The 12,936-nt window shown below is 71.8% G+C and carries 14 protein-coding genes; 7 read left to right on the forward strand and 7 right to left on the reverse strand.

Annotated features, from left to right (window positions below; translation table 11 throughout):
• The first annotated feature begins 19 nt into the window (after window positions 1–19).
• Window positions 20–829, forward strand: coding sequence for a 1,4-dihydroxy-6-naphthoate synthase (locus ACFQS1_RS09920; protein ID WP_378966047.1), 810 nt, complete (start codon window positions 20–22; stop codon window positions 827–829).
• Window positions 830–953: 124 nt separating this feature from the next.
• Here ACFQS1_RS09920 and ACFQS1_RS09925 read toward each other — a convergent pair whose 3' ends face one another.
• The 3 genes from ACFQS1_RS09925 to ACFQS1_RS09935 all read right to left on the reverse strand — a co-directional run bounded on the left by ACFQS1_RS09925 (window position 954) and on the right by ACFQS1_RS09935 (window position 2,214).
• A complete protein-coding gene (locus tag ACFQS1_RS09925) occupies window positions 954–1,340 on the reverse strand; it encodes a cold-shock protein (protein WP_378966049.1) in 387 nt (128 codons plus the stop codon).
• A 65-nt stretch (window positions 1,341–1,405) separates the two neighbouring features.
• Window positions 1,406–2,011 carry an HAD family hydrolase gene (locus tag ACFQS1_RS09930; RefSeq protein ID WP_378966051.1) on the reverse strand — a complete coding sequence of 202 codons (606 nt, stop codon included), beginning with the start codon at window positions 2,009–2,011 and terminating at the stop codon, window positions 1,406–1,408.
• On the reverse strand, window positions 2,008–2,214 hold the full coding sequence (locus tag ACFQS1_RS09935; RefSeq protein WP_378966053.1) for a hypothetical protein: 207 nt from the start codon (window positions 2,212–2,214) through the stop codon (window positions 2,008–2,010). The genes ACFQS1_RS09930 and ACFQS1_RS09935 overlap by 4 nt, the downstream gene beginning before the upstream one ends.
• A gap of 85 nt (window positions 2,215–2,299) precedes the next feature.
• On the opposite strand from ACFQS1_RS09935, the gene ACFQS1_RS09940 reads away from it, so the two are divergent.
• Together ACFQS1_RS09940 and ACFQS1_RS09945 are read left to right on the forward strand one after the other, a co-directional pair.
• Window positions 2,300–4,852, forward strand: coding sequence for a helicase-associated domain-containing protein (locus ACFQS1_RS09940; RefSeq protein WP_378966055.1), 2,553 nt, complete (start codon window positions 2,300–2,302; stop codon window positions 4,850–4,852).
• A 124-nt stretch (window positions 4,853–4,976) separates the two neighbouring features.
• Window positions 4,977–6,629 (forward strand): DNA repair helicase XPB, encoded by a 1,653-nt coding sequence (locus ACFQS1_RS09945; RefSeq protein WP_378966057.1) that lies wholly within the window; start codon window positions 4,977–4,979, stop codon window positions 6,627–6,629.
• Here the strand turns inward: ACFQS1_RS09945 and ACFQS1_RS09950 are convergent.
• From ACFQS1_RS09950 to ligD (ACFQS1_RS09965), 4 genes are read right to left on the reverse strand one after another with little or no spacing between them, the layout of a single operon-like run.
• Complete coding sequence (locus ACFQS1_RS09950; protein WP_378966060.1) at window positions 6,619–7,080, reverse strand: HAAS signaling domain-containing protein; 462 nt, start codon at window positions 7,078–7,080, stop codon at window positions 6,619–6,621. The two genes, ACFQS1_RS09945 and ACFQS1_RS09950, sit on opposite strands and share 11 nt — an antisense overlap.
• Window positions 7,077–7,412, reverse strand: a complete 336-nt coding sequence (locus ACFQS1_RS09955) for a PadR family transcriptional regulator (RefSeq protein WP_378966062.1) — start codon at window positions 7,410–7,412, stop codon at window positions 7,077–7,079. Before ACFQS1_RS09955 ends, ACFQS1_RS09950 begins: the two co-directional genes overlap by 4 nt.
• Window positions 7,413–7,444: 32 nt before the next feature.
• Window positions 7,445–8,359 carry a non-homologous end-joining DNA ligase gene (gene ligD, locus ACFQS1_RS09960; protein ID WP_378966064.1) on the reverse strand — a complete coding sequence of 305 codons (915 nt, stop codon included), beginning with the start codon at window positions 8,357–8,359 and terminating at the stop codon, window positions 7,445–7,447.
• Entirely contained in the window at window positions 8,349–9,299 is a 951-nt protein-coding gene (ligD, locus tag ACFQS1_RS09965; protein WP_378966066.1) for a non-homologous end-joining DNA ligase, read from the reverse strand. Before ligD (ACFQS1_RS09965) ends, ligD (ACFQS1_RS09960) begins: the two co-directional genes overlap by 11 nt.
• A gap of 77 nt (window positions 9,300–9,376) precedes the next feature.
• Between ligD (ACFQS1_RS09965) and ku the strand changes: the two genes are divergently transcribed.
• The 4 genes from ku (at window position 9,377) to ACFQS1_RS09985 (ending at window position 12,895) form a co-directional block, all read left to right on the forward strand.
• Window positions 9,377–10,255 carry a non-homologous end joining protein Ku gene (ku, locus tag ACFQS1_RS09970; RefSeq protein ID WP_378966068.1) on the forward strand — a complete coding sequence of 293 codons (879 nt, stop codon included), beginning with the start codon at window positions 9,377–9,379 and terminating at the stop codon, window positions 10,253–10,255.
• A 13-nt stretch (window positions 10,256–10,268) separates the two neighbouring features.
• Complete coding sequence (locus ACFQS1_RS09975) at window positions 10,269–10,754, forward strand: NUDIX domain-containing protein (protein WP_378966070.1); 486 nt, start codon at window positions 10,269–10,271, stop codon at window positions 10,752–10,754.
• A gap of 40 nt (window positions 10,755–10,794) precedes the next feature.
• The gene (locus ACFQS1_RS09980; RefSeq protein WP_378966072.1) at window positions 10,795–12,087 is read left to right on the forward strand and encodes an MFS transporter; all 1,293 of its coding nucleotides are present in this window, start codon (window positions 10,795–10,797) and stop codon (window positions 12,085–12,087) included.
• An 82-nt stretch (window positions 12,088–12,169) separates the two neighbouring features.
• Entirely contained in the window at window positions 12,170–12,895 is a 726-nt protein-coding gene (locus tag ACFQS1_RS09985; RefSeq protein ID WP_378966075.1) for an LPXTG cell wall anchor domain-containing protein, read from the forward strand.
• The last annotated feature ends 41 nt before the right edge of the window (window positions 12,896–12,936 follow it).

Here is a 12,936-nt window from a genome sequence, read left to right on the forward strand (position 1 = left end):
ACGGGTCTAGCGTGGACGCGTGGCCCTTTCACTAGCCGTCTCTCCATGCCCCAATGACACGTTCGTCTTCCACGCTCTCGTGCATGGGCTCATTCCCGGCACCCCCGAGGTCAACCTGACCTTCGCGGATGTGGATGTCACCAACACGGCGGCCGAGCGCGGCGAGTTCGATCTGGTCAAGGTGAGCTACGCGGCGCTGCCCTGGCTCCTCGACGACTACGAGCTGCTGCCCGCCGGCGGCGCGCTCGGCCGGGGCTGCGGCCCGCTGGTGCTGGCCCGCTCGGCCGGCCAGGAGCTGACCGGCGCCACGGTGGCCGTCCCCGGCGACCGCACGACGGCGTACCTGTTGTTTCGCCTGTGGGCGGCCGACCAGCGGCCGGCCAAGATCGAGGTGGTCCCGTTCGACCGGATCATGCCGGGCGTCGCCGACGGCACGTACGACGCGGGCCTGGTGATCCACGAGGCCCGGTTCACGTACCAGCGCTACGGCCTGGTCGCGCTGGCCGACCTCGGCGAGTGGTGGGAGGCCGACACCGGCCTGCCGATCCCGCTCGGCGCGATCCTGGCCAAGCGGGGCTCGGCCGACCCGGCCGAGGCGACCGAGTGGATCCGCAAGTCGGTGAGCATGGCCTGGGCCAATCCCGCGGCCAGCCACGACTTCGTCCTGGCCAACGCGCAGGAGATGGAGCCCGAGGTCGTCCAGCAGCACATCGACCTGTACGTGAACGAGTTCACCCTGGACCTGGGCCGAGACGGACTCGCCGCCGCCGACGCCCTGTTGCAGCGCTCGGCAGCGGCGGGTCTGACGCCTGAAGTAAAGCTGAGCTAGCTGGCTCCGCTTCGCTCCGCGGGCAAGCGCCTAGTAACCGGTGAGATGGCAGGCGATTTCCCGCCGTCCGCAAACCCCGCGGCCGTCGGGAAATCGACTGCCATCTCACCGGCGGCGCTTGCGATCAAACTTCGAACTCCTTGGCGACGGCGTGGACCAGCTGCGCGATCTTCTGGGATGTCTTCTTGTCGGGGTGCCGGCCGCGCGAGAGGCCCGGCTGCACCTGCTGCTCGAGCACCTTGATCATGTCTTCGATCATGCCGTGCAGCTGGTCGGCCGGGCGCCGGCGCAGCTCGGCCAGGGACGGCGGCGCATCGATCAGCTTGACGCCCATGGCCTGGGCGCCCTTGCGACTGTCGACCACCCCGAACTCGACCCGCTGACCGGCCTTGAGTTCGGCCACGCCAGTAGGCAGCGCACCCTTGGGCAGGAACACATCACCGCCCTCATCGCTGGTGACGAACCCGAATCCCTTCGCCGCGTCGTACCACTTCACTCGACCCGTGGGCACCGCTGACCTCAACTTCACTCAATGGAAACAACCGCTCACCGCAAGGCTACTGAAGCGGCGGGCTACTACCCAACTGCAATCTGACTCAGCAGGGCCGGAAAGGCCGTGAGGTCGGGCAGGACGTGCGCCGCGCCGGCCGTGCGCAACTCGTCGGCCGAGCACGGCCCGGTGGTGACGCCGATGCCGGGCACCCCCGCGGTGCGGGCGGCGATCATGTCGGCGACGTGGTCACCGACGTACCAGCGGACGCCGTGCTCGGTGAGCGCGGCCGCCTTGCCCTCGGCGAACAGGTCGCCGGCCAGCTCGTCCACGACCATGCCCAGGTGATCGAGGTGCAGACGAGCCAGGCGGCCCTGCTTGGAGGTCACCACGACGACCCGCAGGCCGCGCTCGCGCACGGCGGCCAGCGCCGCGAGCGCGCCCGGGGTGGGCACGCTCGGCGTGATCGCGTAATCCGGGTACAGCGCCCGGTACGTGGTCACCGCCTCCTCGACGTCCGCGGCCGGGAACCACTCGCTCAGCTCCCTGCGCAAGGGCGGGCCGAGCCGGGTGACCGCCAGGTCGGCGTCGACGAAGACACCGGTCTTGGCGGTCAGCGCCCGGTAGGCCGCGTGGATCCCCGGCCGGGAGTCGACCAGGGTCATGTCCAGATCGAAGCCGACCCCGATCACGCGGGCGTGGACGGGATGTACGTCAAATGCTCCACCGGCAGCGGAAAGGTCAGGTCGTCGCCGAACGGCGAGGGGGCGGCGGCCCGGTCGGCCAGCAGCTCGGAGACCGCGTGCGGGCCCTTGTCGGGGGCCACGCCGGTCGACGGACGCGCTCCGGCGCCGCCCCGCACATCGGTACCCGGCAACTTGTTCTGAGCGGCCACGGATCTCCCCTTCAGGTGTTTCCCAGAGCCGGGCGGATCGCCCGGGCACCTCAATATCGTCCCACGGCGGCTAGCGTTGAGAACGATGGCCACCACATTCGCCGATCAGCTCCGCTCGCTCACCGACGAGGCCCTGGGCGCGCTCCTGCAGTTGCGCCCCGACCTCGTCGTGCCCGTGCCCGCCGACGTCTCGGCGCTCGCCGTGCGTGCCCAGTCCCGCGGCTCGGTCGCCCGCTGCCTCGACGCTCTGGACGAGTTCACCCTGCGTATCCTCGACGCGGCCCGGCTCAGCCGCGCCGCCGACACCGCGCTGACCTCGGTCGACGCCATCCTGGAGCTGGCCGGCGGCGGGGTCTCGCCCGACGACGTGCGGGCCGCCGTGGATCGGCTGCGGGCCCGTTTCCTGCTGCACGGCCCCGCCGAGGCGCTGGAGGTCACCGGCGCGGTCGACGAGGTCACCTCCCCCTACCCGGCGGGCCTGGGCCGCCCGGCCGACTACCTCGACGCCCAGACCGCCGCCCTGGTCGCCGACCGGGCCAAGCTGCGCCGCACCGTCATGGCCGCGCCGCCGGCCAGCCGGGCGGTGCTCGACCGCCTGGCCGCCGGCCCGCCGATCGGCGTGCTGAGCCGCGACGCGACGAGCCGCCAAGCAGCGGGCCGCGAGGCAACGGGCCGCGAGGCAACGGGCCGCGAGGCAGCCGGCCGCGAGGCAGCCGGCCGCGAATCAGGGAGCCGCGACGGAGCCGGCCGCGACGCGATGACCGAGCCGGTGCGCTGGCTCGTCGAGGAGCACATCCTGGTGCCGATCAGCGAGGCCGGGCGCGCCCCGCGGCCGGACGGCGAGCTGGTCGAGCTGCCTCGCGAGGTGGGCATGCTGCTGCGCCGCGAGACCGGGCCGCTCGGCGCGCTGCGCCCGTTCCCACCGCTGCCCGAGGGCACCTCCCGCGACCCGAAATCGGTCGACTCGGCGGGCGCCGGCCAGGTGATGGAGGCGGTCCGGAGCGCGGAGGCGCTGCTCGACGCGCTCGGCGCCGAGCCTGCCCCGGTGTTGCGCGCGGGCGGCCTCGGCGTCCGCGATCTGCGCCGGCTGGCCCGGGCCGCCGGCCTCGACGAGCCGGCGGCGGGGTTGCTGCTCGAGATCGTGTACGCGGCCGGCCTGCTCGGCGAGGCCGACGCGCACGGCTCCGCCCGCTCGGTGACGGTGAGCCGCGCGGCCGGCCCGGCCGACGAGATCTTCCTGCCCACCGGGGCGTACGACCTGTGGCGGGCGCTGAGCATCGCGCAGCGCTGGCACACGCTGGCCCGGGCCTGGCTGTCGCTGACCCGTCAGCCCGGCCTGATCGGCACCCGCGACGACCGGGACCGGCCGATCAACGCGCTCGCCCCCGAGGCCGAGCGGGCCGGGGCGCCGCTGGCGCGGCGGGAGGCGCTGCTGGTGCTGGCCGACCTCGCGCCGGGGGTCGCGCCGGCGGCCGACGAGGTGCTCGAGCTGCTGGCCTGGCAGGCGCCCCGGCGGGCCCGCGGCCGGGAGGCGGCCCACCGCGACGCCCTGGCCGGCGCGGCGGTGCTGGGTGTCACCGCGTTGGGCGCGCTGACCTCGTACGCGAGACTGCTTTTGGAAGATCTGGACGACGACGCCGAGAGCGATCCGCTCGGCGTGCGCGCCGCGGCGGCCCGGCAGCCGAGCGACGCCGTCCGCACCCTGGACGGCCTGCTGCCCGCCCCGGTGGATCACATCCTGGTCCAGGCCGACCTGTCGGTCGTGGTGCCCGGGCCGCCGGAGCCCGAGCTGGCGGCGGAGCTGGACGTGGTGGCCGAGCCCGAGTCGGCCGGCGGCGCGAGCGTGTTCCGGGTGACCGCGGCCAGCGTGCGGCGGGCGCTCGATGTCGGGTACACGGCCAACGACCTGCACGCGCTGTTCAAGCGGCGCTCACGCACACCGGTGCCGCAGACGCTGACGTACATGATCGACGACGCTGCCCGGCGGCACGGCGGCCTGCGCGCCGGCTCGGTGGGGTCCTACCTGCGCAGCGACGACGAGGCGCTGATCGCCGAGGTGCTCGCCGACAAGCGGCTGGTCCCGCTGGCGCTGCGGCAGATCGCGCCGACGGTGCTGGTCAGCCCGGCCCCGGTGGCCCGGCTGCTGGGCCAGCTGCGGGATGCGGGGTTCGCCCCGGTCGCCGAGGACGCGGGCGGGGCGGCCGTGCTGTCGCGTCCCAAGGTGCGCCGCGCCCCGACCCGTACGCCATTGGCAGCGCGACTCTCCGACCAGGCCGGACCACCGATCCTCGCCGGGCCCCGGCTTGCCGGGGTGGTCGAGCAGATCCGCCGCGGCGACATCGCCACCCGCGCCGCCCGGCGCGCCCCGGTCACCGTGCGCGCGGCGAACGGCCAGGCCGTGACCGGGCTCACCGCGGTGCAGCGGCACGGCGAGGCGATGGCGGTGCTGCAGCAGGCGGTCCGCGAGAAGGCCCGGGTGTGGGTCGGGTACGTCGACTCGCACGGCGCGACGCTGTCCCGGCTGGTGCGCCCGGTGTCGCTGAGCGCCGGCTACCTGCGCGCCGAGGACGAGCGCACCGAGACGCTGCACACGTTCGCCCTGCACCGGATCACCGCGGCGGTGCCCGAGCAGGAGTGAGCGAGGGTCGCACGCCCCCGAGACATCGCGCGACCCCCATTAAAGAAACGTGCGGATCGCCGGGCCGGTTGCATGCGATTTTCCCGTGGCAAACTGGAGGGTCGGCAATTGCTAGGGGGCTTTGGTGAGCGGCGGACCACTGATCGTGCAGTCGGACAAGACTCTCCTGCTCGAGGTCGACCATCCGGACGCGCAGGCGTGCCGGATGGCGATCGCGCCCTTCGCCGAGCTGGAGCGCTCGCCCGAGCACGTGCACACCTACCGGCTGACCCCGCTCGGGCTGTGGAACGCGCGGGCCGCCGGCCACGACGCCGAGAGCGTGGTCGACTCGCTGATCCGCTTCTCGCGGTACCCGGTGCCCAACGCGCTGCTGGTCGACGTGGCCGAGACCATGGATCGCTACGGCCGGCTCCAGCTGGCCAACGACCCGGTGCACGGGCTGGTGCTGCGCGGCCTCGACAAGATCGTGCTGGTCGAGGTGGCGAAATCGAAGAAGCTGGCCGGCATGCTCGGCGCCCGCATCGACGACGAGACCATCGTGGTGCACCCGTCCGAGCGCGGCCGACTCAAGCAGGCCCTGCTCAAGCTGGGCTGGCCGGCCGAAGACCTGGCCGGGTACGTGGACGGCGAGGCGCACGACATCTCGCTGGCCGAGAACGGCTGGCACCTGCGCTCGTACCAGCAGGAGGCGGTGGACGGCTTCTGGGCCGGCGGTTCCGGCGTGGTGGTGCTGCCCTGCGGCGCCGGCAAGACGCTGGTCGGCGCGGCCGCGATGGCCACGGCGAAGGCGACCACGCTGATCCTGGTCACCAACACGGTGGCCGGCCGGCAGTGGAAACGCGAGCTGGTCGCCCGCACCTCGCTGACCGAGGACGAGATCGGCGAGTACAGCGGCGAGCGCAAGGAGATCCGCCCGGTCACCATCGCGACGTACCAGGTGCTCACCGCCCGCCGCGGCGGCGCGTTCACCCACCTCGACCTGTTCGGCGCCCGCGACTGGGGCCTGGTCATCTACGACGAGGTGCACCTGCTGCCCGCGCCGATCTTCCGGTTCACCGCCGACCTGCAGGCCCGCCGCCGGCTCGGGCTCACCGCCACGCTGGTGCGCGAGGACGGGCGCGAGGGCGACGTGTTCTCGCTGATCGGGCCCAAGCGCTACGACGCGCCGTGGAAGGACATCGAGGCGCAGGGGTGGATCGCGCCGGCCGAGTGCGTGGAGGTGCGGGTCACCCTCACCGAGTCCGAGCGGATGACGTACGCGGTGACCGATGCCGAGGAGCGCTACCGGGTGGCCGCCACCGCGCGCACCAAGCTGCCCGTGGTCAAGGCGCTGGTCGACAAGCACCCGGGCGAGCAGGTGCTGGTCATCGGCGGATACATCGACCAGCTGCACGAGCTGGGTGAATACCTGGACGCCCCGATCGTGCAGGGCTCGACCACCAACAAGGAGCGCGAGCGGCTGTTCGACGCCTTCCGCGACGGTTCGCTGAAGACGTTGGTGATCTCCAAGGTGGGCAACTTCTCGATCGACCTGCCCGAGGCGGCGGTGGCGATCCAGGTGTCCGGCACGTTCGGCTCCCGGCAGGAGGAGGCGCAGCGGCTCGGGCGGGTGCTGCGGCCCAAGGCGGACGGGCGGCAGGCGCACTTCTACACGGTGGTCTCGCGCGACACGATCGACACCGAGTACGCCGCGCACCGGCAGCGGTTCCTGGCCGAGCAGGGCTACGCGTACACCATCGTGGACGCGGATGACGTGCTGGGCCCGCTCATCGGGTGAAGGCCGGCGTCGGCAGCTCCGTCGCTCGCTCGGGCGTCACGCTGATCGGGGCCGGTGGCGGCGACTGCTCACTGCGGGCGAAGGCGAAAAAGCCGAAGCACGCCGCCAGCATGATCACCAGGAGAATCGCCCCGGCGCCGACCACCGGCAGCACCCACGGCGCGCGCTCCTTCACCATCGGCGGCGGCGGTGGCAGCGGCGGCTGCGCGACCGGCGGCAGCGGGCCGGCCTCCTCATAGGCGGCCCGCGCCACCACCTCGGGGCTGCCGAGCCGCTCGAGCACCTCGATCAGCTCGGCCTCGCCGCGCAGGTGGCGGTCGGCGCGCTCGTTCTCGATGTGCGCGGCCAGGTCGGCGAGCAGCTCGCGCCGCTGCTGCGCGGGCAGCCCGGCCAGGCGCAGGTCGACCTCGCGCAGGTATTCGGCGACGACGTCGGTGTGCTGGGTCCTCATACGGCCTCACCGGTTCCCACGAGACGGTCGACGGTCTGTCGAAACGAAACCCATTCGGTGCGGAAGTGCTCGAGCGCGGCCCGCCCGGCGGCGGTCAGCCCGTAGTAGCGGCGCGGCGGGCCGGACGGAGACTCGGCCCATTTGCTGTCCAGCCAGCCGACCCGGCGCAGCCGGGAGAGCAGCGGATAGATCGTGCCCTCGCTCGCGGCCAGGCCCGGCTCCTCGCCGAGCCGGCGGACGATCTCGGTGCCGTACCGGTCCTCCAGCTCAACCATGGCGAGCACGCAGAACTCGAGCGTTCCGCGGCGCAGGCTGGTCGCCAAGTCTCCCATGCCTCACACAGTATCTTGCGACGCAAGGTAGCTCAATGCCGCGCCGGCAGCACCGGGCCCGGGGTCATCAGATCGGCCAGCAGATCGCCGTGCTTCTCGATGCGATCGAGCACCTCGTCGGCCCGGTAGTGGTGCGGCTCCGCCGAGCCGGTTCCGATCGCCTCGACCTCGTCCCAGGTCAGCGGCGTCGACACGGTCGGGAACTCCTGCGCCCGCAGCGAGTACGGCGTGACCGTCGTCTTGGCCGCCGCGTTCTGGCTCCAGTCGATGAAGACCTTGCCGGGGCGGATCGCCTTGGCCATCTTCGCGGTGATCGAGGCGGGCACCATGGCCGCCAGCTCCTCGGCGACCCGCTTCGCGTACGCCGAGACCGTCTCGGCGTCCTGCGTCCCCGAGATCGGACAGCACAGCTGCATGCCCTTCTTGCCGGACGTCTTCGGGTACGCGGCCACCCCGTCCTCGGCCAGCCGGTCCCGCATCAGCACCGCCACCGCGCTGCATTCCCGCAGCCCGGCCGGCGCGCCCGGATCGAGGTCGACGACGAGGAGATCGGGATCGGCGCCGACCCGCCACTGCGGCGTGTGCAGCTCCAGCGCGGCCAGGTTGGCCAGCCAGACCAGCGTCGGGAGGTCGTCGACCACCACGAAGTCGATGGTCTCGCGGCTCTTCGTGGACCCCGGCACCGGCAGCGTCTCCAGGCGCACCCACTCGGGCGTACCCCCGGGCTTGTTCTTCTCGAAGAAGTGGGCGCCCTCGACGCCGTTGGGATACCGGATGCGGGTCACGGCGCGGCCGGCCAGATGCGGCAGGAGCGCCGGCGCGACACGGGTGTAGTAGTCGATGACCTCGCCCTTGGTGAAGCCCGCGGCCGGGTACATCACCTTGTCGAGGTTGGACAGTTCGAGGTCGCGTCCGTCGATCGTGACGTGGAACCGCTCAGGCGCCATCCTCGTCCTCCTCCGCGCACTCCTGCGGGCTCTTGTCGTCGCGCAACCGCAGGAAGCGCGGGAAGCGCAGGCGACCGTCCGGCGTCCGGTTGCCGTAGCGGACCTCGACCACGAGCTGCGGGTCCACCCAGTGGGCGCCTCTGGCATCCTCGCGCGGAACCGCACCGGGCGCGAACGGTGAATCACGCCGGGCCAGCGGCTCCAGCCGGGACAACAGCTCCTTCTCGGCCACCGCGCCGATGCCGCCGCCGACCCGCCCGCGGAAGACCAGTCCGTCCGGGCCCGGCACCCCGACCAGCAGGCCGCCCAACTTGCGCGCCCCCGACCGCCAGCCGCCGATCACGTAGTCGCCGGTGCGGTCGAACTTCACCTTGATCCAATCCGGCGAGCGGGTGCCGGGCAGGTAGACCGAGTCGGTGCGCTTGGCGACCACGCCCTCGAGGTGGTTCTCGCGGGCCGCGATCTCGGTGGCCCGCCCGTCGCCGAACGACGGCGGCACCATCCAGCGCGGGCCGGCGAGCTCGAGCTCTTCGAGCTTCTCGCGCCGCGCGAGATACGGCAGGCCGGTCAGGTCCATGCCGTCGTGATAGAGCAGATCAAAGATCATGTACGTCACGGGCAGGCTCGCCGCGAGCCGGGCGGCCCGGCCGTGCTCGCGGACGTGCATGCGCTCGGCCAGCGCCGTGAACGACGGCCGCCCGTTCGCGTCGAGCACCACCATCTCGCCATCCAGCAGCGTGCCCTCCGGCAGGTGCAGGTCGGCGATCTCCGGGTACGCGGCAGTCACCACCGCCCCGGAACGCGCGAACAGCTCGGGCGGACCCCCGGCGAACAGGGCGAGCACGCGCACCCCGTCCCACTTGAACTCGTAGCTCCAGTCCGGGCCGACCGGCAGCGCGCCCGCGGTGGCGAGCATGGGAGACAGCGGCGCACCAGGCACTCGATCACCATAGGCTTACGCAGGCGTCTCAGTAGTGCGATCCTGACCAGGGGAACCTGACGAGGGGATATTTGACCATGCGCGCGATTTGGAAGGGCGCGGTCTCGTTCGGCCTGGTGTCGATCGCCGTGAAGCTGTACTCCGCGACCGAGGAGAAGGACATTCGGTTCCACCAGGTGCATCGCACCGACGGCGGCCGGATCAAGTACCAGCGCACCTGCTCCATCGACGGCGAGGTGGTCAGCTACGACGACATCGCCAAGGGTTACGACATCGGCGGCGGCGAGATGGTGATCCTCACCGACGAGGACTTCGCCGACCTGCCGCTGACCACGTCCCGGGCGATCGACGTGCTGGAGTTCGTCCCGGCCGACCAGATCGACCCGATCCTGTTCGCGAAGGCGTACTACCTCGAGCCGGAGGGGCAGGCCGCCAAGCCGTACGTGTTGCTGCGCGACGCCCTGCAGGACGCCGACCGGGTGGCGATCGTCAAGATCGCGCTGCGGCAGCGGGAGCAGCTGGCCACGCTGCGGGTGCATGAGGGCGTGCTGGTGCTCAACACCATGCTGTGGCCCGACGAGGTGCGCCGGCCGGAGTTCGGCTTCCTCGACGAGGACATCGAGACGCGGCCGGCCGAGCTGGCGATGGCCTCGTCGCTGATCGACTCGATGGCGGGCAGCTTCAAGCCCGACGAGTTCACCGACAACTACCGGGCCGCCCTGCAAGAGGTGATCGACGCCAAGGTCGAGGGCCGCGAGATCGTGCAGCCCGAGGAGGCCGAGGAGGCGCCGGCCGCCGCGATCGACCTGATGGCCGCTTTGAAGGCGTCCGTCGAGCGCGCCAAGAAGGCCCGGGGCGAAGAGCCGGCGCCGAAGAAGAAGGCCGCCTCGGCGAAGAAGGCCGCCCCGGCGAAGAAGGCGGCCCCGGCGAAGAAGGCGGCCAAGAAGTCCGCATGACTAAAGTTGCCCCGTGGCACTGACGTGGGCTGAGTCTTATCTGGGCAAGGTGCGGGCGAGCATCGGCGACACCGACACGATCCTCTTCGTCGGCGCTCGCGGGGTGATCATCGACGATCAGAACCGCCTGCTGCTGATTCAGCGCTCCGACAACCGCCGGTGGGCGATCCCGGCCGGCGCCATGGAGCTGGGCGAGAGCATGGAGGAGTGCGCGATCCGCGAGGTGTGGGAGGAGACCGGGCTGCGGGCGACGTCGCTCACCCCGTTCGCGTTCTACAGCGCGTACACATACACCAACGACTACGGGCACACGTACCAGCAGATTCTGATGAGCTTCCGGATCCACACCTGGGAGGGCGAGCTCCAGCGGCAGACCGAGGAGTCCGTCGACGCCGCGTTCTTCCCGCTCGACAAGCTGCCCGCCAAGTCGTACGTGGTCGACGAGACGCTCAAGGATCTTGCATCCTTCGAGGCCACCGGGCGCCTGGTGCTGAAATGACGTCGCGCTCCGAGGGCGCCGCCACGTAGCATCGCGCCACGTGAGCAAGCGCCTGGGGCTCGATCTGAGCCCACTTCGCACGTCCCGCGACTACCGGCTGGTCTTTCTGGGCGGTTCGGTGTCGGCCTTCGGGTCGTTCATCACGTACGTCACCATCCCGTACCAGGTCGCGAAGCTCACCGACGACCCGCTGATGGTCGGCCTGCTCGGCGTCTGCGAGCTGGTGCCGCTGCTGGTCATGGCCTTCGTGGGCGGCGCCCTGGCCGACTACGTCGACCGCCGCCTCCTGGTCCGCGGCGGCGAGCTCGGACTGACCGTGCTCACCGGCATCCTGCTGCTGAACGCCTTCTCCGACCGCCCGCACCTGTGGCTGCTCTACGTGATCGCCGCGCTGGCGGCCTGCGTCGACGGCCTGCAACGACCCGCGGTCGAGGCCATGGTGCCCCGCCTGGTCGAGCCCGAACAGCTGCCGGCCGTGATGGCGCTGCAGTCGCTGAGCATGCAGATCGCCCAACTCGGCGGCCCCGCCCTGGCCGGCCTGCTGATCTCCGCGGTCGACCTGACCTGGGTGTACGCCTTCGACCTGCTGACCTTCGCGGTCTCGCTGACCTGCCTGACCCTGGTCCGCGCCGTGCCGCCTCCGCCCGCCGCCGACCGCCCGTCGATCCGCTCGGTCGTCACCGGCCTGCGCTACGCCCGGTCCCGTCCCGAGCTGCTCGGCACCTACCTGGTCGACATCAACGCCATGTTCTTCGGCATGCCGCAGGCCCTCTACCCCTTCCTCGCCACCCAGTTGGGCGGCCCGCGCATCCTCGGCCTGCTCTATGCCGCCCCCTCGGTCGGCTCGCTCATCGCCACCCTCACCTCGCGCTGGACCGCACGCGTCCACCGCCACGGCCTGATGGTCCTGATCGCCGCCGCGTTCTGGGGCGTGGGCATCGTCGGCGTCGGCGTCTCCGACACGCTGTGGCTTACGCTGTTCTGCCTGGCCTTCGCCGGCGGCGCCGACATGATCTCCGGCATCTTCCGTTCGATCATGTGGAGCCAGACCATCCCCGACCACCTCCGTGGCCGGCTGGCCGGCATCGAGATGCTCTCTTACACCACCGGGCCGCTGCTGGGCCAGCTCAGATCGGGCATGATGGCCCGCACCCGGCTGGGCGTGACCGGCTCGATCTGGCTCGGCGGCGTCCTGTGCGTCGCCGGCACCCTCGCCCTGGCCGCGGCCCTGCCCCGATTCCTCCGCTACGACGGCAAGGACGGCCAGGCCCTCAAGAAAGCGGCCGACGAGGAGTGGCTGGCCGCCAGCGCCGCGCGTTCCGCCCAGGTCTGACCCGGCGAGGCCCTACTTGCCTCTTTGATCGATGCCGGTAGTATCCCCGTGCTCTGACCTGCAACGGGGAGGTAAAACCCACATGCGATGGAAGACCTCGGCCGGCGTGCTGATAGCGCTCGCCTTTCTGATTCCGGCGACACCGGCGATGGCCCGAACCGATGCGGCCGGGCTGGACAGCGCCTGCCACACGGTCGAGCGCAGGGTGTTCAAGGACATCCGCGAGCTTGTCACCATCGATCTGGACACCGCCACCGACGTGCAGATCCGGCTCCTGGCCAACCAGATCCAGGCCGAGGCGAAGGCCGAATCGCTGCCCGTCCTGCCGGACGAGGTGCAGGAGCGGCTGGACGGCACCGCGGACGAGCTGCGGGCATTCCTCAAGACCGGCATGCCGCAAGCCTGGACAGTGGCGCTGCGGGTCGAGGTGGTCCGGACGTTGACCGACGCGGGCGCCAACGTCAACGCGGAGGCGCAAAAGGTGCTCGACGCCGGGACCGTCGACACCTACCTGACTTATCTGAACGACGGCCTGTACGCGGCGCGTGCGCTCGACTGCGCGTCCCAGCCCACGGCGCCACCGCCCGTCACGCCCACCGCCACCAAGACCGCCGCACCGATCCCCGCTTCCCCCACCGGCGCGGCCACCTCCTCCGCCGCCTCGGGCACCGCCGGCGGCGAGGGCGGCGGCCTGCCGGTGACCGGCTCCAACATCGGGGCCGTGGCCGGCATCGGCGGCGCGCTCCTGCTCCTCGGCGGCGCGGGCTACCTGATCGGACGCCGCCGCCGCTCCCGCTTCGTGGCGTAGCCGACTCCGTCTCGATAACGACGAAGCCCAGGTCAGTGACC

This window comes from Paractinoplanes rhizophilus (assembly GCF_042664765.1).
GTDB lineage: Bacteria > Actinomycetota > Actinomycetes > Mycobacteriales > Micromonosporaceae > Actinoplanes > Actinoplanes rhizophilus.

Coding starts and splice junctions, on each gene's coding strand:
- ACFQS1_RS09955 (WP_378966062.1), bottom strand. CDS start 7,412: ATGGGAGACTTGGCGACCAGCCTGCGCCGCGGAACGCTCGAGTTCTGC.
- ku (WP_378966068.1), top strand. CDS start 9,377: ATGCGCGCGATTTGGAAGGGCGCGGTCTCGTTCGGCCTGGTGTCGATC.
- ligD (WP_378966064.1), bottom strand. CDS start 8,359: ATGGCGCCTGAGCGGTTCCACGTCACGATCGACGGACGCGACCTCGAA.
- ACFQS1_RS09940 (WP_378966055.1), top strand. CDS start 2,300: ATGGCCACCACATTCGCCGATCAGCTCCGCTCGCTCACCGACGAGGCC.
- ACFQS1_RS09950 (WP_378966060.1), bottom strand. CDS start 7,080: ATGAGGACCCAGCACACCGACGTCGTCGCCGAATACCTGCGCGAGGTC.
- ACFQS1_RS09985 (WP_378966075.1), top strand. CDS start 12,170: ATGCGATGGAAGACCTCGGCCGGCGTGCTGATAGCGCTCGCCTTTCTG.